Source organism: Terriglobus roseus (assembly GCF_900102185.1).
Taxonomy (GTDB): domain Bacteria; phylum Acidobacteriota; class Terriglobia; order Terriglobales; family Acidobacteriaceae; genus Terriglobus; species Terriglobus roseus_A.
This window is the reverse complement of record NZ_LT629690.1, coordinates 1,317,628-1,341,186: the sequence shown is the minus strand read 5'-3', so window position 1 is coordinate 1,341,186 and position 23,559 is coordinate 1,317,628. Positions and strand designations below refer to the sequence as shown.

The 23,559-nt window shown below is 56.3% G+C and carries 20 protein-coding genes and 1 tRNA gene; 10 read left to right on the top strand and 11 right to left on the bottom strand.

Annotation, left to right across the window (positions count from 1 at the left end):
- Nucleotides 1–81: 81 nt before the first annotated feature.
- Genes BLT38_RS05745 through BLT38_RS05735 form a run of 3 tightly spaced genes read left to right on the top strand, consistent with a single transcriptional unit; the run spans nucleotide 82 to nucleotide 2,010 of the window.
- Nucleotides 82–468: a hypothetical protein gene (locus tag BLT38_RS05745; protein WP_083344321.1), complete on the top strand. Its 387-nt coding sequence runs from the start codon at nucleotides 82–84 to the stop codon at nucleotides 466–468.
- 53 nt (nucleotides 469–521) lie between these two features.
- Nucleotides 522–1,100, top strand: coding sequence for a biotin transporter BioY (locus BLT38_RS05740; protein WP_083346936.1), 579 nt, complete (start codon nucleotides 522–524; stop codon nucleotides 1,098–1,100).
- A gap of 52 nt (nucleotides 1,101–1,152) precedes the next feature.
- Nucleotides 1,153–2,010, top strand: coding sequence for a menaquinone biosynthesis family protein (locus BLT38_RS05735; protein WP_083344320.1), 858 nt, complete (start codon nucleotides 1,153–1,155; stop codon nucleotides 2,008–2,010).
- Between the two features lie 52 nt (nucleotides 2,011–2,062).
- Here the strand turns inward: BLT38_RS05735 and BLT38_RS05730 are convergent, their stop codons facing one another.
- From BLT38_RS05730 to hemC, 3 genes are all read right to left on the bottom strand, one after another.
- Nucleotides 2,063–2,710, bottom strand: coding sequence for a sigma-70 family RNA polymerase sigma factor (locus BLT38_RS05730; protein ID WP_231966776.1), 648 nt, complete (start codon nucleotides 2,708–2,710; stop codon nucleotides 2,063–2,065).
- A gap of 95 nt (nucleotides 2,711–2,805) precedes the next feature.
- Nucleotides 2,806–3,555, bottom strand: a complete 750-nt coding sequence (locus BLT38_RS05725; protein WP_083344319.1) for a uroporphyrinogen-III synthase — start codon at nucleotides 3,553–3,555, stop codon at nucleotides 2,806–2,808.
- Between the two features lie 3 nt (nucleotides 3,556–3,558).
- The gene (hemC, locus tag BLT38_RS05720) at nucleotides 3,559–4,656 is read right to left on the bottom strand and encodes a hydroxymethylbilane synthase (protein ID WP_156785032.1); all 1,098 of its coding nucleotides are present in this window, start codon (nucleotides 4,654–4,656) and stop codon (nucleotides 3,559–3,561) included.
- A gap of 141 nt (nucleotides 4,657–4,797) precedes the next feature.
- On the opposite strand from hemC, the gene BLT38_RS05715 reads away from it, so the two are divergent.
- Nucleotides 4,798–6,441, top strand: a complete 1,644-nt coding sequence (locus BLT38_RS05715; protein WP_083346934.1) for a hypothetical protein — start codon at nucleotides 4,798–4,800, stop codon at nucleotides 6,439–6,441.
- Nucleotides 6,442–6,514: 73 nt separating this feature from the next.
- On the opposite strand, the gene BLT38_RS05710 is transcribed toward BLT38_RS05715, so the two are convergent.
- The 4 genes from BLT38_RS05710 to BLT38_RS05695 form a co-directional block, all read right to left on the bottom strand.
- Nucleotides 6,515–6,733: a hypothetical protein gene (locus BLT38_RS05710; protein WP_083344317.1), complete on the bottom strand. Its 219-nt coding sequence runs from the start codon at nucleotides 6,731–6,733 to the stop codon at nucleotides 6,515–6,517.
- Between the two features lie 4 nt (nucleotides 6,734–6,737).
- Nucleotides 6,738–6,995, bottom strand: a complete 258-nt coding sequence (locus tag BLT38_RS05705; protein ID WP_083344316.1) for a hypothetical protein — start codon at nucleotides 6,993–6,995, stop codon at nucleotides 6,738–6,740.
- Between the two features lie 88 nt (nucleotides 6,996–7,083).
- A complete protein-coding gene (gene hemA / locus BLT38_RS05700) occupies nucleotides 7,084–8,334 on the bottom strand; it encodes a glutamyl-tRNA reductase (RefSeq protein WP_083344315.1) in 1,251 nt (416 codons plus the stop codon).
- On the bottom strand, nucleotides 8,331–9,149 hold the full coding sequence (locus tag BLT38_RS05695; protein WP_083346933.1) for a cytochrome C assembly family protein: 819 nt from the start codon (nucleotides 9,147–9,149) through the stop codon (nucleotides 8,331–8,333). Before BLT38_RS05695 ends, hemA begins: the two co-directional genes overlap by 4 nt.
- A gap of 104 nt (nucleotides 9,150–9,253) precedes the next feature.
- Between BLT38_RS05695 and mutS the strand changes: the two genes are divergently transcribed.
- The 5 genes from mutS (at nucleotide 9,254) to BLT38_RS05670 (ending at nucleotide 16,256) form a co-directional block, all read left to right on the top strand.
- Entirely contained in the window at nucleotides 9,254–11,929 is a 2,676-nt protein-coding gene (gene mutS, locus BLT38_RS05690) for a DNA mismatch repair protein MutS (protein ID WP_083344314.1), read from the top strand.
- Entirely contained in the window at nucleotides 11,926–13,113 is a 1,188-nt protein-coding gene (locus BLT38_RS05685; RefSeq protein ID WP_083344313.1) for an anhydro-N-acetylmuramic acid kinase, read from the top strand. Before mutS ends, BLT38_RS05685 begins: the two co-directional genes overlap by 4 nt.
- A complete protein-coding gene (locus tag BLT38_RS05680; RefSeq protein ID WP_083344312.1) occupies nucleotides 13,110–14,639 on the top strand; it encodes an ABC transporter substrate-binding protein in 1,530 nt (509 codons plus the stop codon). Before BLT38_RS05685 ends, BLT38_RS05680 begins: the two co-directional genes overlap by 4 nt.
- A gap of 108 nt (nucleotides 14,640–14,747) precedes the next feature.
- Nucleotides 14,748–14,821 (top strand) — tRNA-Gln (locus BLT38_RS05675).
- Nucleotides 14,822–15,026: 205 nt separating this feature from the next.
- Nucleotides 15,027–16,256: a tyrosine-type recombinase/integrase gene (locus BLT38_RS05670; RefSeq protein WP_083344311.1), complete on the top strand. Its 1,230-nt coding sequence runs from the start codon at nucleotides 15,027–15,029 to the stop codon at nucleotides 16,254–16,256.
- A 101-nt stretch (nucleotides 16,257–16,357) separates the two neighbouring features.
- Here BLT38_RS05670 and BLT38_RS21140 read toward each other — a convergent pair whose 3' ends face one another.
- Together BLT38_RS21140 and BLT38_RS05655 are read right to left on the bottom strand one after the other, a co-directional pair.
- Entirely contained in the window at nucleotides 16,358–16,705 is a 348-nt protein-coding gene (locus BLT38_RS21140; RefSeq protein WP_083344310.1) for a helix-turn-helix transcriptional regulator, read from the bottom strand.
- A 713-nt stretch (nucleotides 16,706–17,418) separates the two neighbouring features.
- Nucleotides 17,419–18,165, bottom strand: coding sequence for a VIT1/CCC1 transporter family protein (locus BLT38_RS05655; RefSeq protein WP_231966775.1), 747 nt, complete (start codon nucleotides 18,163–18,165; stop codon nucleotides 17,419–17,421).
- Between the two features lie 305 nt (nucleotides 18,166–18,470).
- Here BLT38_RS05655 and BLT38_RS20920 point away from each other — a divergent pair, with 305 nt between their 5' ends.
- Complete coding sequence (locus BLT38_RS20920; RefSeq protein ID WP_269456836.1) at nucleotides 18,471–18,725, top strand: helix-turn-helix domain-containing protein; 255 nt, start codon at nucleotides 18,471–18,473, stop codon at nucleotides 18,723–18,725.
- 255 nt (nucleotides 18,726–18,980) lie between these two features.
- On the opposite strand, the gene BLT38_RS05645 is transcribed toward BLT38_RS20920, so the two are convergent.
- Together BLT38_RS05645 and BLT38_RS05640 are read right to left on the bottom strand one after the other, a co-directional pair.
- On the bottom strand, nucleotides 18,981–20,222 hold the full coding sequence (locus BLT38_RS05645; protein ID WP_083344308.1) for an exo-beta-N-acetylmuramidase NamZ domain-containing protein: 1,242 nt from the start codon (nucleotides 20,220–20,222) through the stop codon (nucleotides 18,981–18,983).
- A 26-nt stretch (nucleotides 20,223–20,248) separates the two neighbouring features.
- On the bottom strand, nucleotides 20,249–23,446 hold the full coding sequence (locus BLT38_RS05640) for a TonB-dependent receptor (RefSeq protein ID WP_083344307.1): 3,198 nt from the start codon (nucleotides 23,444–23,446) through the stop codon (nucleotides 20,249–20,251).
- Nucleotides 23,447–23,559 lie beyond the last annotated feature (113 nt).

Here is a 23,559-nt window from a genome sequence, read left to right as displayed (position 1 = left end):
TATCCATGAGGCCAAATCCGGTATAAGCGGCTCTCCTGCTTTGAGAACCCGGTGCGGTGGTTGTATTCTCGGCTGGTCTTTATGCAAACGCTCGCTGAAATTGCCGCCGCATGTTGCGTTGTTTTGCTACTGAGCATCGTTGCGTTGTGGCGCAGCATGCGTAAGACGACTTCCTCTTCTCCCGCACGATCTGAGTCCGCCGTGCGGGAGAAACGGCAGCATCCACGCATGGATCTGGCGGCCGGCGTCGTGGCGTCATCGCAATCGGTACGGACGCGCAGCCGTGGGCAAGGATTGCAAAAAGAAACGCCCGCCGCCGACACGCCGGATTCTCCACTACACAAACGGCCTGACCGCGCCTATTTCAATGAAAATCTGGGCGACCTGCGCGATCCTGATGTTGGCGTTACACCCGCAGGTGGGGTACGTCGTCCAACGGGGACTCTTTCGAGGCCCGAATACCGTTGATCTCGCATCACGCGTAACAGCCGGTACAATCAGAAATGAAAGGCACCTGGCCCATGTCACGTATCTCTCTGTCTTCTCTGCGTCCCGCCATCGCGGGCGAGTCGCGTTCGGTATCGTTTGCGCTGCAGGCATCGGCTGTTGTGGCCGCAAGCCTGTTCATCGCGCTTTGCGCACACATCTCTGTACCTCTGCCGTTCACGCCAGTTCCGTTCACGTTGCAGCCCTTTGCGGTGATCCTGGTGGGCATGCTGATGGGACCAACTGCAGGATTCGCCGCGCTGGCTCTGTATCTGGCTGAAGGCGCGGCAGGTATGCCGGTCTTCACCACCGCTGGTCTGCCCGGCGTGGCACGCCTGCTGGGGCCTACAGGCGGCTATCTGTTCGCATATCCGCTGGCAGCAGCAATTGCGGGTATTCCTGCTGCGCTGCGTTCGCGCCGTTACGTCAGCTTTGCTGCTGCGGGCGCTGCGGCCATGCTGCTGGTTTACGCCTGCGGCTCCGCGTGGTTCAGCGTGTCGCTGCACGTTCCCTTCTCCGTGGCGCTCGGTGGCGCTGTGGCTCCGTTTGCTCTGGCAGACACCATCAAGGTTCTTGCTGCGGCAGGCATGGCCACCGCTGTGGCTCGTCGTTAAGTCGTAACTTCCTCCCCCAATTACCTGAACACCCTGAAGGACAAACCATTTCATGAGCACCACCCCGACAGGCGTACAAGAGATCAAGGTGGCCCACAGCCCCGACTCCGACGACGCATTCATGTTCTACGGCCTTGCAACGAACAAGGTCCGCGTCCCCGGCTACAAGTTCACCCACGTTCTTACGGACATTGAAACGCTGAACCAGCGTGCCATTCACGATCCGTACTATGACGTGACCGCCATCAGCTTCCATGCCTACCCCTACCTGCAGGACGAATACGCCCTGATGGCGTGTGGCGGCTCAGTGGGCGAAGGCTACGGCCCGATGATCGTGGCTCCCCGCAAGTACACAACGGACGAAGTGAAGAAGCTGAAGATCGCTGTTCCGGGCGAACTAACGACTGCATTCCTGACGCTGCGTCTCTTCCATCCGGAAGTGGCGTATGAGGTCGTTCCGTTCGACCAGATCATTCCACGCGTGGTTGCAGGCGAGTTCGAAGCGGGCCTGATCATCCACGAAGGTCAGCTCACCTACGGCGATAACGGACTGCACAAGATTCTGGACATGGGCCAGTGGTGGCGCGAACAGACTGATGGTCTGCCGTTGCCGCTGGGTGGCAATGCTATCCGCCGCTCGCTGGGTGCGGAGTCCATGCACATTGCCACGCAGGCTTTGCGCGACTCCATTCAGCACGCGCTGGATCACCGTCCGCAAGCTCTGGAATACGCCATGCAGTTTGCGCGTGATCTGGATCCAAACCTGGCCAACAAGTTTGTGGGCATGTACGTGAACGAGCGCACCCTGAACTACGGCGACGACGGACGTGAAGCCATCAAGAAGCTGCTGGACATGGGTTATGAGCGCGGCGTGATCCCACACAAGGCAAAGGTCGATTTCATCGACTAATCCGATTCACCAGGAACGAGAAAAGGCATGGCGCAAGCCATGCCTTTCTTCATTAACAGCGTTTGCAGGTGCAGTTTTCGCAATGATGTTCCGCACAGGCTCCGCAGGAACGGATCAACGCCTTGCGCAAAGCCGCACGCGCACGATGCGCTCGCACTGCGGCGTTGTTGCTGGTCAAATCTCGCTTCTGGGCATAGGCAGCAAGCGGTTCATCTGCAAGATCCACTTCGCGCAGTAGTTCCGCATAGTCAGGCGACAGCGAATCCACCGCCGACTTCAAACAAAGACACACCTCATCGCGCAGGTCGACAGGCGGGGTAGCGGCATCTTCCATCTCTCTCGCCAGCACTGCGAGACCTTCGTTCTCCACACTGTGTCTGCGGTACGAATCGATCACCGCATTACGCAGGACTCGATAAAACCACCCCACAACCGACTCATGCTCCTGCACATTGCCTTCGTGTTCCAGCGCACGGATGTAGGCCGCTTGCAGAATGTCTTCTGCCTTATTGCGGTCATGCAGACGACGCTCCAAAAACGCAAGAAACTGCGCTCGGTGTTCCAGAAGTGTGTCGAATTGTGTGGTTACAGGCATGGCAGCGGCTACAGAATGAGATGTTCCGTAGCCGCCTGAGGAACTAACCATTCCGCTTGCATCCACAAATGACGCAGACACAGACTTCACCGCATTGGCATTCATTGCACTTCATTGGTTTCTCCTTCAGAGCCGTAATCTGCGGCTCACTGAGAAACACGCAGCCAGCGAGCGAACCTTACACCCGTCTCCAAAGATTTTTATGCGCGATGTCGGAGCGCCGTCGCAACCGCGGAAGCCAGCGATATTACGGTGGCCTCTCGCGCCTCTACCGTGGGCCTCAGTCCCTGCTCCTTGAGCGATGCGGTGGTAATAGGACCAATGGATGCCAGCACCATTTCCTTGGACAGAGTCAGACCGGCAGCATCGAGTAACGCAAACAGGTTCTGCACCGAAGAGGAACTGGTGAAGGTGATGGCGTCTACCGTAGGCAGTTCGCGTTTCAACCGCTCCACCGATTCCGTAGGAATCACTGTGCGATAGGCAGGGGCCAAAGTGACTTCAGCGCCAGCCTCTTCGAGTATTTCGATCAGGACGTCTCTTCCCTGCTCTGCGCGCACCAGCAGCATGGAGGCACCACGGGCGTGTGGTAACAGCGATTTCGCGAGAGACTCTGCGATGGCTGTCTGCGCCTGCAGACGCACAGGAAAGCCCGCGTCGCGCAATGCTTTGCTGGTAGCCGCGCCAATGCTGGCGATGCCGCAGGTTAACGGAACAGCCTCATCCTCAAGCCTTTCTGCGAAGACAGCAACTGCGTTCGCAGAGGTGAACAGAATCCAATCGAACTCATCCAGACGGACGAGAACGCGGTCCAGCGTGGCGTACTCGTCGCTGGGAGGAGCGAGCGCAATGGTGGGTACGGAAGCGACGCGCAGACCATGCGCGGCCAGTGCATCTCCCAGCGCCGATGCCTGGTGCGGGGCACGTGTGACCAGAACACGGGGAGCCAAGCGTTACTCGGCCTCCACCCCGGCAAAGCCTTCCGCCAGCAATTCGCGCGCGCCCTGCTCGACTAGCGTCTGGGCACCACGCGAGCCGAAGCTCTGTGCGGATTCGCCTTCTGCCGCGTATAGCGTCGCAGTCACTACGCATTCGCCATCGGGCGCTGCCACTACTGCATGAAGCTTTGCGCGGCCCTGTTCCTGAATGCAAAGTGCGCCAACGGGCAACGAGCATCCTCCGCCTAGCGCATGCAGCAGCCAGCGTTCGCTTTCCACGGCATAACGCGTCGTCGCATCGTCCAGCACCTGGATAGCGGCAATGGTCCTTGTGTCACCTGCGCGTGTCTCGATCGCAAGAGCACCCTGCCCCGGTGAAGGACATAGCATCTCTGGATCAAAACGCTGACGAATCCAATCCGCCTGTCCCGGAAGTTCATCACCGTGGTCATGATCGGCAAGATGATCGTGATCCGGATGCGTAATGCACTCGATGTGCGGCGGACGACCAAACTCTGGATGCCGCGGATCAAGCTCCACTGGCTTCAACAGCCTTGTTCCAAGGCGATCAATTCCTGCGGCAGCCAATACCAACGCATCGCAATCACCGCGCCCCAGCTTACGGATGCGTGTGTCGATATTGCCGCGGATCGCGACAAACTGGAACTCTGGATTGAGAGCGCGCAACTGCGCCATGCGACGTGGTGATGTCGTGCCAATACGCGCATTCGCAGGCAGCGTGTGAATCTGCAACCAGTCCGGAACTAGCAGAACATCACGCGGGTCGGCGCGTTCCGGAATCGCCGCCAGCGTGAACTGCGCATCCAACTCCGTTGGAAGATCTTTCAACGAATGGACCGCAAGGTCAATCGTTCCAGCCGCAAGTGCTTCTTCAATTTCCTTGATGAAGATGCCTTTGCCGTCGACATTCGCTGGTGTTTTGCCATCAGGGCCGATGATCGTCGCGGCAAAGGCGGGGTCCTGCATACGGTCACCCGTCGTGCGGATAATCAGAATCTCAGTGGTGTGTCCCAGCGCGCGCAGGTGCGCAGCGATGTGATTGCTTTGCCATAACGCGAGCCGCGAGCCGCGGGAACCAATTCGCAGGTGCATGGAGTGATCATACTGCGGCCCGGAACGCCTGCCCACTCCCGCACCGCGGCTATACCCCGCGACCATCCTTTGCATCAGAAGCAAACAAGCTGTCGATTTTGTCCATCCCGGCAAAAGCTGTGCGGCTGGAGGAAGTTCGTGGTGAATGAGGAAACTGCAGCACGCCCGCCTTTAAAACGGCGTGGGGTCTGGCGGTGGATAGCAATTGGCGCACTGATTGTCCTCGCTGTCTTGATCGTCGTTGGCAACATCATGGTGCATCGCGCGGGTCCCATCCTGAAGGGCCGTGTGATTGACACGCTAAGTACTCGATTCAACAGCCGCGTGGAGCTGGACACGCTGGATGTTTCGCTGATGCAAGGTCTGCAAGTCTCTGGCACCGGGCTGCGCATCTATGCACCAGATGACGTCGTGGCAGCGGGAGCAACAGAACCACTGATTGCGATGGAACACTTTCGTTTCCATGCTCCCCTAAGTGGCTTATTTGTGAAGCCAACCCACGTTGGAACAGTCTATGTAAGCGGCATGGAGATTCACATTCCGCCACGGGAAGCTCGTGCCGCGGCACCTCCGAATCCGCATAAGAAAAAAGGCAAGATTGAGATTCTTGTCGATCAGATTGAGGTGGAGAACTCACACCTGATCATTGGCACCTTCAAGCCAGATAAGGATCCGAAGCACTTTGAGCTGCAACACATTCGTATGCGTGATGTCGGTCCGGATCGTCCGTGGAAGTATGACGCGGTGCTTGTGAACGCGATTCCCAAAGGGGATATTCACGCAACCGGTGACTTTGGTCCGTGGAACAACGAAGAGCCCGGCGATTCGCTCGTAAATGGCAACTACACCTTCGACAATGCCGATCTGGGAACGATCAAGGGCATCGGTGGGATGCTGTCTTCGACAGGAAAATTCGACGGCCAGCTTGATCGCATTGTTGCGGACGGCGTCACACACACACCGAATTTCACGCTGGATACCGCGGACTATCCCATGCCGTTAGAGACCACCTTCCACGCCATCATTGATGGCACCAGTGGCGACACCTATCTGCAACCTGTCAATGCAAAGCTTGGCGACTCTGAGTTCAGCTGCGCTGGAGCTGTCGTCAATGTGAAAGGCAAAGGTCACATCACCGATCTCGATATAAACATTCCTAACGGCCATTTGCGCGACTTCCTGATGCTTGCGGTGAAAACCAAACCGCCCATCATGCAAAGCAACATCGGCATGAAGATGCATCTGCGCATTCCTTATGGCAAGGAAAGCGTGACCAAAAAGCTGGAGATGAACGGCGGATTCACCCTGCGCAACATCCATTTCACTAACCCAAAGGTGCAGGACAAGGTGGACATGCTGAGTCTGCGCGCACAGGGCGATCCGAAAGCGGCCAAACCCGGTGCTCCAGATGTGTCTTCCAACATGCAGGGCAAACTTGTCAGTCGTAATGGCAGGCTGGAATTTTCCACGTTGCACTACACACTGCCCGGCGGCGAAGTAAACCTGCAAGGCACATACAGCATGGACGGCAAGCAGTTTGATTTCTTCGGCAAGGTGCGCACCGAAGCCAAGCTGTCAGAGATGATCGCCTCAAAGTGGAAGAGCTTTCTGCTAAAGCCCGTTGATCCGTTCTTTCATCACAATGGCGCGGGGGCAGAGATTCCAGTGAAGATCACCGGAACCGAGGACGAGCCGCACTTCGGCCTGGACCTGCATCACAAATCGCCGGATGAGCAAAATAAACACAAAGACGATGCGACGAAGGACAGCGGCGTGGTGATGTAAATGCTTGAACAGCCAGCAAGAGGAAAGGCGGCCCAATCGAAGGGCCGCCTTTCTTTATAGCGATGACAAAAAACTATTGGCGATGATGCGTTTTACCGTTTCGCCTGGGGTCCTGTGGTGGTTGCCGGATTGCATCTGTCTCCAATCCCTGTTTGCCCACGTTAACCGGCGAGGCCTTCACGCTACCCTGCGATCCGAGGTGCGCCGCGTAAGAATGTGCGTGCGATTTGTCATTTCCGGGTACCGCATCCTCGCGGCCCGCATGCATCTTCGTATTGTCGATGGATGCCATAGGCTCAGTCCTCCTTCGTTAGAACATCGAGCGCTTTCTTGATCTCCTCTGGCCGATTGCCGCCCATGTTGAGCGGTTCATCGCCGAAGTCCTGTGCGCCGTAATCGTAATCAGTCCCGCCGTAGGAGTTTTGGGTTCCCTTCAGCGGCGTGGCGCGTTGTTCCTGATTTAGATCCCAACCCATTTCATGGGCTCGCTCAGCAGCAACACCACGTGCGTGTTCTCCAAAGCCCCTGGGTTCGTGGAATTGTGCATTATTCACGGCTCGTCACCTCCACTCTCTCCTGAGATGAGAGTTTCAGAACGAAGGAGCTTTCGGGGGAGAGCGCAAAATGCGCCACAATGAAAAATTAGCGATCGCGCGAAAACATGCGGCGGATAATGTCCACCGCGACTGCATCACCATCATTTGCGCTCTTGCGCAGGCCGGTCATGGGGGCGTGCAGGAATTTGTTCATCATGGAGCGCGTCATGGCCTCCACGGCTTCCTGCTGCTCTGCTGACAGACCAGCAAGTTTGGCGCGTGCACGGTCCAGTTCGGCCAAGCGCAACTGTTCAGCATGTTGCTGCAGCGCAAGAATTCCAGGCACGGCATCCAAAATCTGCAACCGCTGCTGGTACCGACTGACTTCGTCGGAGACGATGCGCTCGGCGGCTGCGGCTTCCTCCGATCGTGCCGTCAGATTTTCTGCGGCCACCTGCTGCAGATCGTCCACGGAATAAACGAATGCTCCGTCTACGCCGTTTACGGCCGGCTCAACATCGCGTGGCACCGCAATGTCGATAAAGAATACGGGGCGCCCGCGCCGCTTGTGCAGAATCTCCTGCGCGTCTCGCACATTGAACAGATGCTTATGTGAGCCGGTACCGGTCACTATAATGTCGGCCTTTGGCGCGTGCTGTTGCAGATCGGCAAATGGCACAGCAAGGCCGTGAAACTGCTCAGCAAGCTTCTGCGCCCGTTCCGGCGTGCGATTCGCGACGAGGATGCCGGTAGCTCCCTGCGCAATGAGGTGACGAGCAGCGAGTTCGCTCATCTTGCCTGCTCCCACCAGCAGGATCTGCTTCCCTTTCAGCGACCCGAAGATCTGCTTTGCAAGGTCGGCGGCAACCGAGGCGATGGAGACCGAGGATGAGCCAATCTCCGTCTCGGTACGGACCTTTTTGGCAACCGTAAACGCAGACTGCAGCAGGCGTTCCAATGTCGAAGAGACAGCCCCCACTTCCCGCGCAACGGAATAGCTTTCCTTCACCTGGCCCAGAATCTGCGGCTCACCCACAACAAGGCTGTCCAGCGACGACGCCACGCGGAACAGATGGCGTACCGCCTCATCCTCGCGAAACTCGTATAAATGCGGCGCCAGCGTGGATTGTGGTACTGAAAAGTAATCCGACAGGAATGCACGAACATCGCTCGCCGACTCATGCTCCGTAAGAAGTTCCACACGGTTGCAGGTGGAGAGGATCAACCCCTCGTGTACGCCAGGATGCTGCACCAGAGAACGAATTGCATCGGCGAGCTGGTCCGGCGCAATGGCCAGTCGCTCACGTACATCAATCGGGGCGCTCTTGTGATTGACTCCCAGCAGGCTCAGGCTCACGGGCGCCCCGCAAACTGGTGAACGCTGCTCACCTGGTCCGCTGACCACACGGCAAGCATGATGAAGAACACAAATGACGACAGCCACACGGCGCGGCGTCCGCGCAGACCGCTGGATTTACGAATGGCAATCATCGCCACATAGGCAATCCACATGGTGAAGCTGAGCAGAACCTTTGGATCGCGGAAATACGACGCGCCGTAGGTCATCTGCGCCAGCGCCGTACCGATCAGCAGACCCGCCGTCATGCAGGGCAAGCCCACCAGCAACGACTTCAGCGCAATCTGATCTGTGGTCTCCAGCGGCGGCAGCTTACTCAGGATGCCGCGCGGAGAACGCGACTTCAGTCGGCGCTCCTGGATCAGGTACAGCACGGATGCCAGCACACTGACAAACAGCGCAGCGTAAGCGGCCAGCAGCAGCCCAATATGCAGCCACAACCATGCGGAATTCATGAACGGCACGGTGATGTCGCGCGTGCCCGGCGCAAACGCTGGCAGTAGTCCCAGCAGAAACACGGCAGGCAGCAGCACCACGCCCACTGTCAGCGTCCGGTAGGCCGCATAGACCAGCAAAAACGCGGCAGCCAGAAGCAGCCCCAAAGCCGCTTGAATCTCACTCGCGTTGACCGGGACAAGATGGTGGGCCGACCGCAGCATCTCCGCAACGGAGACGAAATGGAACAGCAGCGCCGCTACCGTAGCCGGGATGGCCACAGCCCGCCACCGGGGACGGTCGTACAGCACGGCAGGCAGCACCGCCAGCGAGGCAACGCCATACAGTACAACAGCGACTTTGAGCCAGAAAATGGACACGAACAAGCGGGCCTGCGGCCACCATCTAGTATACCGTTTGCGATGTTTCGCCCCCGGTCCTCCACAGGCGGTAGGGCCCACGAAACGGTATCCTGACGGAAGAGATGCCCCCGGAAAAGACCACCGTCGAAGGCAACAAGCTTTCGCCCATGATGCAGCAGTTTGCCGCCGCCAAGGCCGCGCACCCCGATGCGCTGCTGTTCTTCCGCATGGGCGACTTCTACGAACTCTTCTACGACGACGCGATTGTTGCTTCCCGCGAACTGGAACTGACCCTTACCGCGCGCGACCGCGAACGCCAGCAGCCCATGTGCGGTGTCCCCTATCATGCCGCGGAAGGCTACCTGCAACGCTTGTTGCGCAAGGGCTATCGCATTGCCATCTGCGAGCAGATGGAAGACCCCAAACTGGCAAAGGGCATCGTCAAACGCGAAGTCACACGCGTGATGACGCCCGGGACGGCGCTTGATCCCACAGCAGCCGCCAGCGAGAACACCTTCCTTGCCGCACTAACAGTCGGCGCAGATCGCAAATCATCCGGCGTGGCCATGCTGGACCTCTCCACTGGAGAGTTCCGCACCACGGAGTTTCGCGGTGCGAACGCGGTTAATCTTGCGCTGGAAGAAGTCGCACGCAATCGTCCGCGCGAAATCCTTTTGCCTGCCAGTCTGCATCTGGGCGGTGGGCAAGCCGAGTTAAACGGCGAAGACGATACCGAAGCCGATCTGCTCTCCGGTGTCCGCACGCGCACACCGGTAGAGGATTGGGTCTTCACCAGCGAGTACGCTTTGCCGTTGCTGCAAAACCACTATCGCGCGCATTCGTTGGAAGGCTTTGGACTCGCAGGTAAAACGTCTGCTGGGATTGCAGCTGGTGCGCTGCTGCATTATCTGCGCGCGACGAAACATGAAGAGATCGAGCATCTCGATGTGCCCCGTTTCTACGAGCGCACCACATGCCTTGAGCTGGATGCGGTCAGCGTGCGGAATCTGGAACTCGTTGAGCCATTGTTCAGCGGTGAGAATCAGCAGACCACGCTGTGCTACGCGCTTGACGCCTGCCGCACGCCGATGGGCAAACGCCTTCTGCGTGCAGTCATACTGCGGCCCTCCATCCATGCAGAAGAGATCGAAACAAGGCACAAAGCGGTCGCACAGGCGAAGAATGATCTGGCCGCACGTGAACGCCTGCGTCGTGCATTGGAAGGCGTGCTTGACCTGGAACGACTGCTAGCACGTCTTGCGCTGGATTCTGCAGGACCGCGCGAGGTCGTTGCCCTTGGACGCACACTGGCAACATTGCCCACCATTCATGACGCACTGCAGGATTTACAAGATGGTCGCTGGTCGGCGCTCAAGAATAACTTCGATACGCTCGTCGACGTCTGCACTCGCATTGCGCAAGTGATTGTTGAAGAACCACCACTGCGTCTTGGTGAAGGCGACTCAATTCAACCCGGAGTAGACGCCGAACTCGACGAACTGCGTGGCCTTTCCCGCAGTGGACGCGAAGCGATCGCGGCCATTGAAGAACGCGAACGCACACGCACCGGCATCGGCAGCCTCAAGGTTCGTTTCAACAACGTCTTCGGCTATTACCTTGAGATCACCAAGGCGAACCTCGCCAACGTCCCTACGGATTACGAACGCAAGCAGACACTGGTAAACGCGGAGCGCTTCACCACGCCTGAGCTGAAGGATTACGAACGCAAGATCCTGACAGCGCAGGAACGGCTGGGAGAAATCGAGCGCCGCATCTTCGCCGCATTGCGACGTGAAGTGCTCGACGCAGCTCCGCGTATGCGCGACACGGCTCGACGCCTTGCTGAGATTGATCTGCTGGCAAACTTCGCGCATCTCGCCGCGCTGCGCGGATGGACACAGCCAGAAGTAATCGCAGATAGCACCGTCCTTGAGTTTGCAGAGGCTCGACATCCCGTAGTCGAACTTCGACTGGAAGAGAACGGCACGGGCCGCTTCATTCCCAACTCCGGCTATCTCGACAGCGACAACGGCCCGTCTCTGGCGCTCATCACCGGCCCTAACATGGGTGGTAAGTCCACCTATCTGCGTATGGCCGCGCTTCTTGTCATCCTGGCGCAGAGCGGTTCGTTCGTTCCTGCCGCGGCGATGAAGCTGGGACTTGTCGACCGCATCTTCACGCGTATCGGTGCCAGCGACAACGTTGCGCGTGGACGCTCCACTTTCATGGTGGAGATGACTGAGACCGCCGCTATTCTGAACTCCGCAACGCGTCGCAGCCTTGTTCTGCTGGACGAGATGGGGCGCGGAACTGCCACGTACGACGGCCTCTCGCTCGCATGGGCTACGGTCGAGCATCTGCACGAACGCATTGGCGCGCGCACACTATTTGCAACGCATTACCACGAACTCACGCTGCTGGAAGAGAAGCTGACACGGTTGAAGAATCTGCGCGTGGCCTGCCGCGAAACGCCGCAAGGAATTGTCTTTCTGCATCACGTAGAGAGCGGTGCAGCAGACCGCAGCTACGGCATTGAAGTCGCCAAGCTTGCAGGCCTGCCACGAGAAGTCATCGCACGCGCTCGCGCCGTGTTGAAGATGCATGAGAAGGCGGAGTCAGCATCCATCGCGGCAGCCGGACAAGCCGCGCAGCCAACAGCACCACCGATGCAGATGACCATCTTCACACCACTGTCGCAGCGCGTTGTGGATCGTGTTCGCGAGCTCGATGTAGACCGCATGACGCCCATGGAGGCGCTGCAATTGCTTGCCGAACTGAAGCGGGAGATTGCCGAATGAAGACGCAGAAAGCGATGATCGTAGCGGGTGTAATGAGCGGTACATCTGCCGATGGCGTGGATGTTGCGCTCGTCCGCATCACGCCCACAAAAGATGCTGCGAAACCGCGGTTGAAGCTGCTTTCACATACAGAGTTCGCTTATCCAAAGAAGCTTCGCGAAGCGGTGCTTGCCTCGATGGATGCACCTGCGATGAGCACAGCGGAATTCGCCCGGTTGCATTGGCGGCTCGGCGAGTTTTATGGCGACTGCATCACTCAGGCGCAGGAACAAAGCGGCATCCGCGCCAAACTCGCTGGTGTGCACGGACAAACGATCTATCACCAAGGAACTGTAGCAAAGTTTTTAGGAGAGCCACTACGCTGCACACTGCAAATTGGTGAAGCAAGCGAAGTATCGACACGCACGGGTCTGCCCGTGGTCAGCGATTTCCGACCTGCTGACATGGTTGCAGGAGGACAAGCAGCACCACTGGTACCCATGTTCGATCGTGTCTTCTTTGCACATGCCAAGCGCAATCGTGTTCTGCAAAATCTTGGCGGCATTGCAAACATGACAGCGATTCCCACAGGCACAGACAAGCTTCTCGCCTTTGATAGCGGCCCGGCCTCCATGGTGATCGATGCCTGCATGCAGCAACTCTTTGGCAAAAGCTACGACCGCAATGGAGTAACAGCAAAGCGTGGAAGCGTGATCCATGAAGTGCTTATTAACGCATTGAAACTCCCCTACTTCCATCTGCCAGCACCAAAGAGCTGCGGACGTGAAGAGTTCGGCAAGACCTATGTGGAACGCTTCATCGCTGCCTGCCGTCAGCATAATGCGAAGGACGAAGACGTCATCGCCACCGCGACGGCACTCACAGCGGAAAGCATCCTCGCCGCGTATCGCAGTATCGTCTGGCCCTTCCTGGGACAGAACGCCCCCCTTGCACAATCCACGGACTACATCGTTGCAGGAGGTGGAGCAAAGAACGTAACGCTGATGAAAATGCTGCGCAACGGCCTGGAACCGCTCGGCGTCACAGTTAGCACCACCGATGATTTCGGCGTCCCTTCACAAGCAAAAGAAGCCATGGCCTTCGCACTCCTGGCCTGGCTGCGTTGGCATGAACTTCCCGGCAACGTCCCTTCCGCAACCGGAGCCACAAGGCCCGCAATTTTGGGAAGGATCACGCTGCCATGAGGAAGCGCGTCAGCTGCATTGCGCTTCTGCTGAGTCTCCTGCCGTTGGCCGCGTGCCACGAACGTCCTGACCGTGACACCGTTGTCATCGATATTGAAAACTCACCGACCAATCTTGATATTCGTATCGGTTCCGATGCGCAGGCGGAACACATCGGCGCGCTACTCTTCGATTCCATTGTTCGCAAGGATCAGCATTACAACCTGCAACCCGCGATTGCCACTTCGTGGGAATGGCGCGATCCGCTAACACTTGTGCTGCACATCCGCGATGGAGTGCACTTCCATGATGGCAAGCTACTTGACGCAAACGACGTCGCATGGTCGATCGACTCGATGCATAACGGTGCCATCACCACCGCCAAGAGCGGCAACTTTGCCAGCGTCGATCACACGGAAGTTCCCGATGCTCATACCTGCATCGTTCACCTGAAAAAGCCTGACGCCAGCCTTCTCTTCAACATGAGCGATGAGCTCAGCGCCGTTGTCGAGAAGGGTGCAGGACAAAACATGGGCGACCATCCCATCGGTACCGGTCCATTTCGCTTTGTCAGCGAAGAGCAGGATAAGGAAGTGGTTCTGGCGCGCAATCCAGACTATTGGGGAGGCGCTCCAACAATTCCGCGTGTGCGCTTCGCCATTGTCCCCGATGCCATCACCCGCGCGCTGGAACTGCAGAAAGGCTCTGCCGACGCGGCCTCCAACGCACTCACGGGCGACATGGTTGCCGTAATGCAAAAGGATCCTCGCCTCGTTGTCGAAGCGAAGCCCGGCTCCATCGTGCTCTACATCACCTTCAATGCAACCGATCCACAACTACGCGATCCGCGTGTCCGGCAAGCCTTTGCTTACGCCGTCGATCGCCCCGCGATCATTCAGGCGCTGTACCACGGACAGGCCGAGTCGCAGGACACACTACTACCGAACGGCCACTGGGCTGCGCCGAATGCAAACGATTCCCTCACCCGCTATGCACACAACATTGCAAAAGCAAAACAGCTTTTAGAAGAAGCGGGCTATCACGCAGATAAAAACGGAACACGGATTCATCTAACGCTGAAGAGCTCCACTGACGATACGATGCGTCTGCTAGCAGCAGTCGTGCAGCAGCAAGTGCGCGATGCGGGCATCGAATTGTCCCTGCGCCAGAACGAGTTTGGCACCTTCTACTCTGACGTCACCAAGGGCGCATTCCAGATGTACGTGTTGCGCTGGGTAGGCTCTAACGAAGACCCGGATATCTTCCGCTACGCCTACAGTTCTGCGATGATGCCTCCTAAAGGCTCCAACCGTGGCCACTACAGTAACCCACGTGTAGATGCTTTGATTGCCCAAGGCGCAGCGGAAATAGACAACACAAAACGCCGGACGATTTACCTGGAATTGCAGCGCATTCTGTCAGAGGATGAGCCAACATTGGTGCTGTGGTCGCCAGATAACATCGTGGTCCACACCAGGCGCCTGCAGGGCATTGTGCCAGCATCAGCGGGAAGCTTCGGGTGGCTTCGCACAGCCACACTGAACTAACCCCGGCGGTTTGACTCAATCGCAACTGTTTCGTACACTTAGAAAGTCAGTTGAGACGCGCAAGCGACTCGCTTACACAAGCAAGCGGAAGCTCTTCCGTATCTGTGTTGCCCTCTCGTTCAATGGTAGGACCGACGACTCTGACTCGTCTAATCGGGGTTCGAATCCCTGGGGGGCAACCAATTTCCTTTTCTGGTGTACTTCCCCGGACTCTCTAAAACCTCTCCGAACGTCGAAAAACCTCATAAATACAAGGTTTTGCGCAATTTTGTCGTTCGAAATGGCTCTTAGTCGTGCGGAGAGAGCCTGACTTTATTGCGGGTACGGATGCGGGTATAGTTGGGACGAATTGCGGGTATCGCATATATCCGCGATTTGGAGGCAGACATGGCACTTACGATTCGAGAAATCGAGAACGCAAAGCCCGCTGCCAAGCCATACAAATTGACTGACGGTGGTGGTCTCTGTGTTCTCGTCACATCGTCTGGCTCCAAGTTATGGCGATGGCGCTACTACTTCGAAGGCAAAGAGAAGATGATGGCCTTAGGCGAGTACCCTCTTGTATCGCTCAAGGAGGCCCGCGATCTGCATTTCGCAGCTCGGAAGGCATTGGCTGGCGGTGTTGACCCAATGGAAGAGCGCAAGGTAGACGCAGCAGCAAAAGAAGAACACGCTAGAACACTCCTTCGTCGGACGGAAAGCAGCGTTGAGAAGGTGGCTCGGAAGTGGTGGGCCACTTGGGCCACTGGCAAATCACCCCGACATGCCGCTCAGGTCATGCGCCGTCTTGAAGCCGACGTCTTCCCCATCATTGGGCACAAGTTTGTCGACGACGTGAAGGCAGCCGACGTTCGCGAATTAGTGCTTGCGATTGAGGGCCGCGGCGCTCGCGATGTTGCGAAACGCGCCCAAGAAACCATTGGACAGATCTTCCGGTTCGCCATTGCGAATGGATTGGCGACGCGTAACCCAGCAGCCGACTTCAAGCCATCCGACATCTTGAAACCGGCGATGGAGGTGAACTTCGCGAGGGTGGATGAAAGCGATCTTCCCCAGCTGTTGGCGAAGATGTGGACCTACAAGGGCGACCTTCTGACCATCTACGCGATGCGCTTAATGGCCTACCTCTGGGTAAGAACAGCGGAGCTAATCGAAGCGGACTGGGCCGAATTCGAGCTTGATAAAGAGAAATGGGAAATCCCAGGCGAGCGCATGAAGAAGAGACGTTCTCACATCGTGCCGTTGCCACACCAAGCCGTCACGATTCTCCGAGATCTCTCGATTCGCACAGGGAATGGAACGAAGGTGTTTCCTGGAGCGAATGATAAGGACAAGACGATGAGCAACAACACGATCCTATTCGCTCTCTATCGTCTTGGATACAAGGGCGAAATGACCGGGCATGGCTTTCGAGGAGTTGCGTCGACTGTTTTGTATGAGTCGAACCTATTCGAAGAGGACTGGATCGAGATGCAACTCGCTCATGTTGAAGAGAACAAGGTCAAAGGCGCATACAACAAAGCGAAATATATCAAGCAACGAGCGAAGATGATGCAATGGTGGGCGGACTATGTCGACACGCAGTTGGCCAAAGGAATTGCAGCGCTGGCAAGCTAGACCAATGGTGGAGTGACTAGACCAACTGTGGAGTCACGGATAAATCCGTGAACGGCATATAGGCTGCCGGTTCGGATGTCCGCTGAAAACAATTCGCGATGCTAGGCCGTCTTCCTGATGCCCCGAACCGTTTGATCCAATGCCTTGGTTGAATGGCGACGTTGCAAAGTTCTGAGACGAATTTGTTCCTCCGCCCACCCCCTGATTTCTTCTTCAATCCACCCCACTGCGCGTTTTCCGATCGGAACCGGAGACGGAAACGCTTCTCGTTTGATCATTTCGTAAATACTTGTTTTCGACAGTCCAACGGTATCCGTCACCTGTGGCAATCGAAGGAATCGACCACGACCGCGCAGAACATGCGAGTGCGCATCGGTCCCGATCTCTTCTTTCGTCAAGGGGACAAGAGAACCTACGAGGGGAGATCGATCACCACGGTTTGAAGCCATAAAGAGTTCTCCGTAAGTCGTTTTGGCGTCCGCGAACGCCTGAGACTCTCAGCGTGAAACATCCATACGCCATGGTCTAATACTTTTTATTTATCGGCTGATTCGTCGGACGCATCGGTTTGGTGTGCGACGCGACATCGATGCAACCACAATCTTAAGAGGCGAAAGGATATCAATGCAGGTAACGATCGAAGGAAACGAACTCGTCATCAGAATCTCCATGCTGGAGACACCAACAAAATCAAAAAGCGGGAAGACGATGTTAGTAGCGACGAGCGGTGGGAACGTCGTAACGGATGCCACGGTCGATGGCAAGCCAGTTACAGTGGGACTAAACGCATACATCTCGAAATAGTCCTTCGGTTCTCAGCGTTCATCGCGCACTCAACAGTTCGTTACTTTTCAGAAGAGAGTTTCGGAGTCTCTGACCTGCGGTGAAGCCTTCTCGTTTCTTCCCCCTACAACTATCCATTAAGAGTCGAACCCAAAACATCCAGGGTTCCACTTCAAACTACTGAATAACAGATACGTACAAATACGCTGCCCGCAGAGAACCATGGCGAAAGCGCCGAATTTGTCGGACGTGTTGGCATGACTCAGGGTGTCACTTCATAGCCATGTCATAGTGCCAGATACCTTGATGCTATCGACTGGATATCGATCTGCTTTGCGATGAGAGGCGTTTCGCCCAACATTGAATGCGACAGTTTGATTTACGAAGCTCCACCTAGTTTCCCTAGACCGATGCCAATGACGTAGGTCACAACCCCCTCAAGGGCTCCAATCCAAGTCATTTCGAAACCACTCGCCCACCAAGAGCGAATCGTGATAAGGGACTTTGCGGCGCCCACCACGAAGTGAGCAAGCAGAGAAACGATCGCTGCCACAATGACAGCTGGAATCCCGTTCAAGAAGAAAAATGGAATGATCGGTATAAACGCACCGATAGCGGTCGACAGCGCTCCTGAGATGGCCGACACAATTGGCTCACTTAATCCTTCTTCTGTGGTGTTCAGCTGTTCTCTTGCAAGTGCGGCGATGAGTTGCGCTTTGTTCCTGGATAGATGATGAACAAACCGTTCGGCATCCTTAGGCGGCAGTCCGCGAATCTGATAACTCAAGGACAAAATCTGTTGGGCTTCAGCTTCATTCACTTCCACAGCTGTTTTCTCTCGTGCGAACTCCGCTTCGTAGATCTCCCGTTCGCTCTTCGACGCCAGATACGCTCCAGACCCCATCGACAAAGCACTTGCAATCATCCCAGCCATGCCTGCGATCAGGACGAAATGACTATTGCCGAGTGTCGCTCCTGAAACGCCTGAAACAATACCAAAAATTGAGCCCAGTCCATCATTAACCCCGTAGATTGCGTCACCAATCCATGCCGCAGTTTGCCTTTTCCCGTTGTTTCGCGCGGCGACGAGTTCACCGAGAGCCGCTTTTGCCTCTTCCGGTGACAACGGCGGAAACGTACCCCGCGAGCGAATGAGATTTCCGAGGATACTGTAGTGCTCTCGCTCGTCAGCAATGACTTCGTTGAGGATTGCAATGCTCGCATCGTCTCCAAGTGCTTTGAGTCCTGAGTCCTTTGATCCAACGTGAGATTATCTACCGTTTACACAAAACCCCTCAGGCCAGCCGGCTACGCGCCATAGCAACACGCGGGATCTCGTTCAGCGAACCGCACGAGCAATCTCCTGGCTTCGCGCGGACTTCACGAAAACCGTTGAGTGTCGAAGAGCTCGCTCATACAGGACGGACGGGCGTGTCTACGCTTCACCATCAGTTTCGGGCACTGACCTCGATGAGTCCCTTGCAGTATCAGAAGATGCTGCGACTGCAAACCGCGCGCGAACGCATGCTGATGGATGGCCTAGATGCAACGACCGCTGCATACGAAGTCGGATACGAGAGCATTAGCCAATTCAGCCGCGAGTACAGCCGCTGTTTTGGGCTCCCGCCGATTCGGGATATTCGTGCACTCAAGGCTAACGGTCTTGTAAGCGAAGCACGATTGTGACAACTGACATTCCGAGGCCGATGGAGTTCCCACGGCACCTGAAGTTGTGGCGGTAACGCTCTGGTAGGTGGCTGCTAAGCGCCCCCAACCGGTTCGCTGCTACTTTCGTGCAATCCTCGGAGTTCAGGCGCGACCGACCTCAGCTTCTCAAACAGCACGCCGAACCGCCGACAATCCGGAGGTGTAGGTTCAATAACAATTCCCACTTCCGAACGTACGATCTGGACCCCGAGGGTATCCTTCGACGGTACAGACTCAATAGATCAAATATCTGGCTCTCTTGACCTTGTACGTATTGAGCTCCTGCTGCCAACCCTTTGCAATGTCCTGCGGATCGACTCCCTTCTTAATCTGCTCCAACACGCTCTTGTTGAGGAGTAACCTATCCACGCGGTCGATCTGAAAGTCTTTGGGATAGAGTTTCCACAACGCGGATACCGCTTCGATGCCCAGTTCGGGAGCATCGACCCTTGAGCGATCGTTCACGATTACCTCAACCCCTTCGACACGTTGTCCGCGATAGGGATAATGTTCCTCGCCAGTCGGAACGTAGGAGATCGCCATGAAGGTTACGCCGGGTATTTTCCGGTTGTTCAAATAGCGCGCTAAATCGGTAGCTACGATCCATGGCGCTCCAAAGCGTACGAAGGGCGGCTCCGTCGGACCTTTGACATTTACATTCGTCCCCTCAAGCAGTCCCGTGCCGAGGTAGACCAAATTTTGTGTAAGGGTACGAATGTTTGGGGATGGATTTACCCAAAGCAACCCAGAATCGTCCCACCAATCCTGGCGCTTCCACCCTGCCATCTTGATCACCGTGAGATCAGCTCCGAGGTGTTCCTCGCCATTGAAGAACTGTGCCAACTCTCCCATCGTCATTCCCGGTCTCATGGGTTCCGAGATCGGATTGACATAGTTCTCTCTGCCCTGTGTCGACAAAGGCCCCTGGACATCGAGACCGTTTACAGGATTGGGTCGGTCCAGTACGACCACGCTGAGGTGATTCGCCGCAGATGCTTCAACGAAATACTTGACCAGTGTTTGGAAGGTCCAGTATCGAACTCCGACGTCTTGGAGATCGATCACAATCGCGTCGAGGTCCTCCAGTTGTTGCTTCGACGGATGGCGCTGCTCCTCCGTGGCTCCGAAAAGGCTGACTATCGGCAAACCGCTAGAGGGATCTTTATCCTCTACGATGTGCACGTTGTCCACCGCAGCATTGATACCATGCTCTGCGCTGAACAGCTTTGTCACAGTAAGGCCACGTACAGCAGCCGGAGCATCGGTGCGTAGAACATCAATGGTTCTGCGTTCGTGCCCGTCAATGCCTACAGGGTTGGTCAGCACGCCGAGCCGAAGATGGCCCCCATGCTTCGAAACCAGTTGCTTCAACTGCGAGAAGTGGTCGTCTTCCAACACGTCGATGCCTGTTTTTACCTGAGCAGAGAGGGGGGCCACACAGAGCAGCGCGACGATTCCGATCTTCCAATATTTCATATTCGTTCTCTCCGATCCGTCTATCGCTAGAAGGTGAGGCGTGCCGCAAACTGCAGCTGCCGTCCTTGTGCATTGGTACGAAGTGAGTTCACCACTCCGAACGTGGCGGTCCCCAGAGTCGATCCCGGCTGTCCGAAGTTCGGCGTATTGGTAAGGTTGAATGCTTCTGCTCGGAGCTGCAGTTCCGCCCGTTCTGAAAACGCAAAGTCCTTGAACAACGAGAGATCGAAATGACGGAAATGCGGACCGTACAGGCTATTCCTTGCGGTGCTCCCCAAGGTTCCCAATGGTTGGGCGGAGAAGGCGGCAGTATTGAACCAGCGGCTGTTGGTCTTCGGTCCGGTATTTGGATCGCCGATCTGATTCGGCCGATCCGAGCCAACACCCGTATTCGTCCGAGGAGCGGAATTCAAGACCGTGAAGGGCTGCCCTGTTTCCCATACGTCAATCGCATTCGCCTGCCATCCCTTTGCCACAGCAGCAGCAAAGCCAGAGAGCTTGTCCGCAAATGCCAGCCGATAATTCAACATCATCGCAATCCGATGGCGTACATCTAATTCGCTGTTTCCGTACTCAACCGTCGCAAAGTGTGCCGGATCTGCGCTTGTATACAGCCCCCCTGCCGAAAAGCCTTGGGTGTTCCCCAACGCGTGTGCCCAGGTGTAGTTTGCTTGCACCGTTAACCCATGACCGGCGCGCTTTACTGCAGTGGCTTGGAGGGCGTGATAGCTCGAGGCACCGTTGGATTGGATATTGTAGATATCCGTAACATTTGGGTATTTCGACGCGAACGGACGCGTACCCATCGCCACACTTTGTCCCAATGGTCCAAGGTTCACATTCGGCGAAGTACGTAAGGAGCGCCCCAACTCACCCACATATGCCACCGTCAGTACGGTGCTCAAACCGAGTTCGCGCTGAATGTTGGCATTAAATTCTTGAACATAGGAATTCGAATAGTTCAATGCCATGCCGCGTAGAGCGCCCGATGGTGTGGTCGTTGACGCTTGCGTGGGTAATGGAAGTGGGTCGGAAAAATTGGTGGAGTTTTGGTTCGGCTGGTAGGTCCCCACATACGGTGGATCCGCAAACGGTACCGATGGGCCGGTGTTGTCCCGGAAGAATACAATCGCATACCCCGAGCGCAATACCGTACGGGGAGTCGCATTGAGGGCGAGGCCAAAGCGTGGAGCAATCGACTTGTAGTCGGTCTTAATATCCGCCGTATCGGATGCGCCGCTACCTGCAACGCGGAAGGTTCCCGAGACAGGATCGAAATGCGAGATGTGGTTGTACTTGTCCTTGTCCGGGGTGAGAATGTCGTATCGCATACCAAGGTTCAACGTGAGCTTATCTGTCACTCTCCAGTCATCCTGGATAAAGAGGCTCGGTTCAAAGCTGCGCAAGTAGCGCGGGAAAAGCTGCACGACACGCGACACCTGAAAAACATTTCCGCGAAGAAGATTCACCAGCGGGGTCACAGTGGACACCGTTGTTGAAGCCGGACTCGTCGTAAAGCTGAACGCTCCGGAGCCGGAGGTTGGCTGCTCATTGAAAATTTGACGACGGATCAGCATTGCACCGTACTTGAGAGAATGCCGCCCTTTCACCTGGATCAGTGTCCCGCTGTACTGGAAGGTATTGGTCCGATCGAACAGCGGAAGCGATGACGAGACACCCAATGGCGCGTAGCCCGTTATAGAAACGGTGGGCAACGCGGAGGTGAAGATATCGACATTCGAGTTCACGATGCCGAATGCATTGCCGAAGTACTTTCCGTAATTCAGAGGCAGAGAGACATTGCTGATGTGTGTATATCCAGCCTTCAACTCCAGCAATAGCCGAGGAGTAAATGTGTGCGTATAGTCCAGCAGCCACTGCTGTGCCTGTTGTGACGCCGGGCCGGGGAATGATACGGACCCGCCTGGGTCGACGCCTCCGACAGCCGGGAGAGCGCTTGGGGTGATGGTGCTCACATTGTTATAGGTCCAGCGGCCAAACAGACTATTCTTGTCATTGAACCTGTGGTCAACGCGCAGGTCTGCGGTCGTACTGTTCTGCGTTTGGGGATAGGAGGAGGTGAACGTGGTTGCCCCATTGTTTGGTGCTGGGTAGAGAGCAAAATACTTCGTCGCAATTGGGTTGATTTGTGTGGGAGTCAACACAGGTCCCCCGCGATCGGAGAAGTCGCCAGGATGAGCGACCTCATAGGCAGTCGGGACCTGGTTGTTCACAAGCGCGTTTGTCGCGTCAATCCGCCGATAGCCTTCGTAGTCGGCGAAGAAGAAGGTTCTCTGCCGAACGAGTGGACCGCCGATACTGCCGCCAAATTGATTCTGTCGGAAACGTGGCTTCTGAGGCACAACCACAGCAGTCGCAAAAAAATTCCGCGCATCAAAAATGTCATTTCTCACAAACTCATAAACCGAGCCATGAAACCGGTTGGTGCCGGCCTTGGTGATAAGGTTCACGATCGCACCGGGTGTCTTCCCAACTTCGGCCGGGGGGACATTTGTGATCACGCGGAACTCCGCGATGGCTTCCACGGATGGACGTACCCCGATGGTTCCCACTGTTCCTTCATTGTTGTCGATGCCTTCCACCATCTGGTAGTTCAAGGTGTCAGACTGTGCATTCGCAACGACGGCCGATGTCTGTCGGCGATCATCCGGACGGTTTCCATTCGAGATGGCAGACGAAGTGCCCTCATTGGCACCCGCAGCAAGCTGAGCGAGTTGTACGAAGTTGCGTCCGTTCAGTGGTAGATCTTCAACCTGTCGCTGGTCGACTTGCGTACTGAGATTGCTCGAGTCAGCATCCAGAATCGGGGCGCTTGCAGTGACATCGATCTGCTGCTGATTTCCAGCGATCGAAAGTGTCGCGTCCATACGGCGGCGGTCACCGGCAGATACGACGAACGACTTGATCTCATAACGACCAAAGCCCGGCGCATCAATCGTCAGCGAATAGCTGCCGCTTGGAAGCAAACTGAATACGAAGTCACCCGAGCCATTTGTAGTACCTGTTCTCACATCCTGGCGATCGGTTTGCGTGAGGGTGACTTTGGCCCCCGCGATGATGCCGCCGCTGGAATCCTTTACATTGCCTACGACATCCCCGGTTGAGACCTGCGCATGGAGCGAGACCGGAGTCATCACTGCGCTGAAACACGGAGTGAATAGGAGAGAGAGAAGAAACGCTTTACGGGGGAGGGACACAGACATACGAAGTTCTCCTTCGACGGTGTGAGTTTCAGTTGTCTTCGCAGGTTAGCATTTCGGTACGATGAGCGATTCGCCAGTTCTCGAGGGTGGCCCCTCACTGGGAATGCTCATGA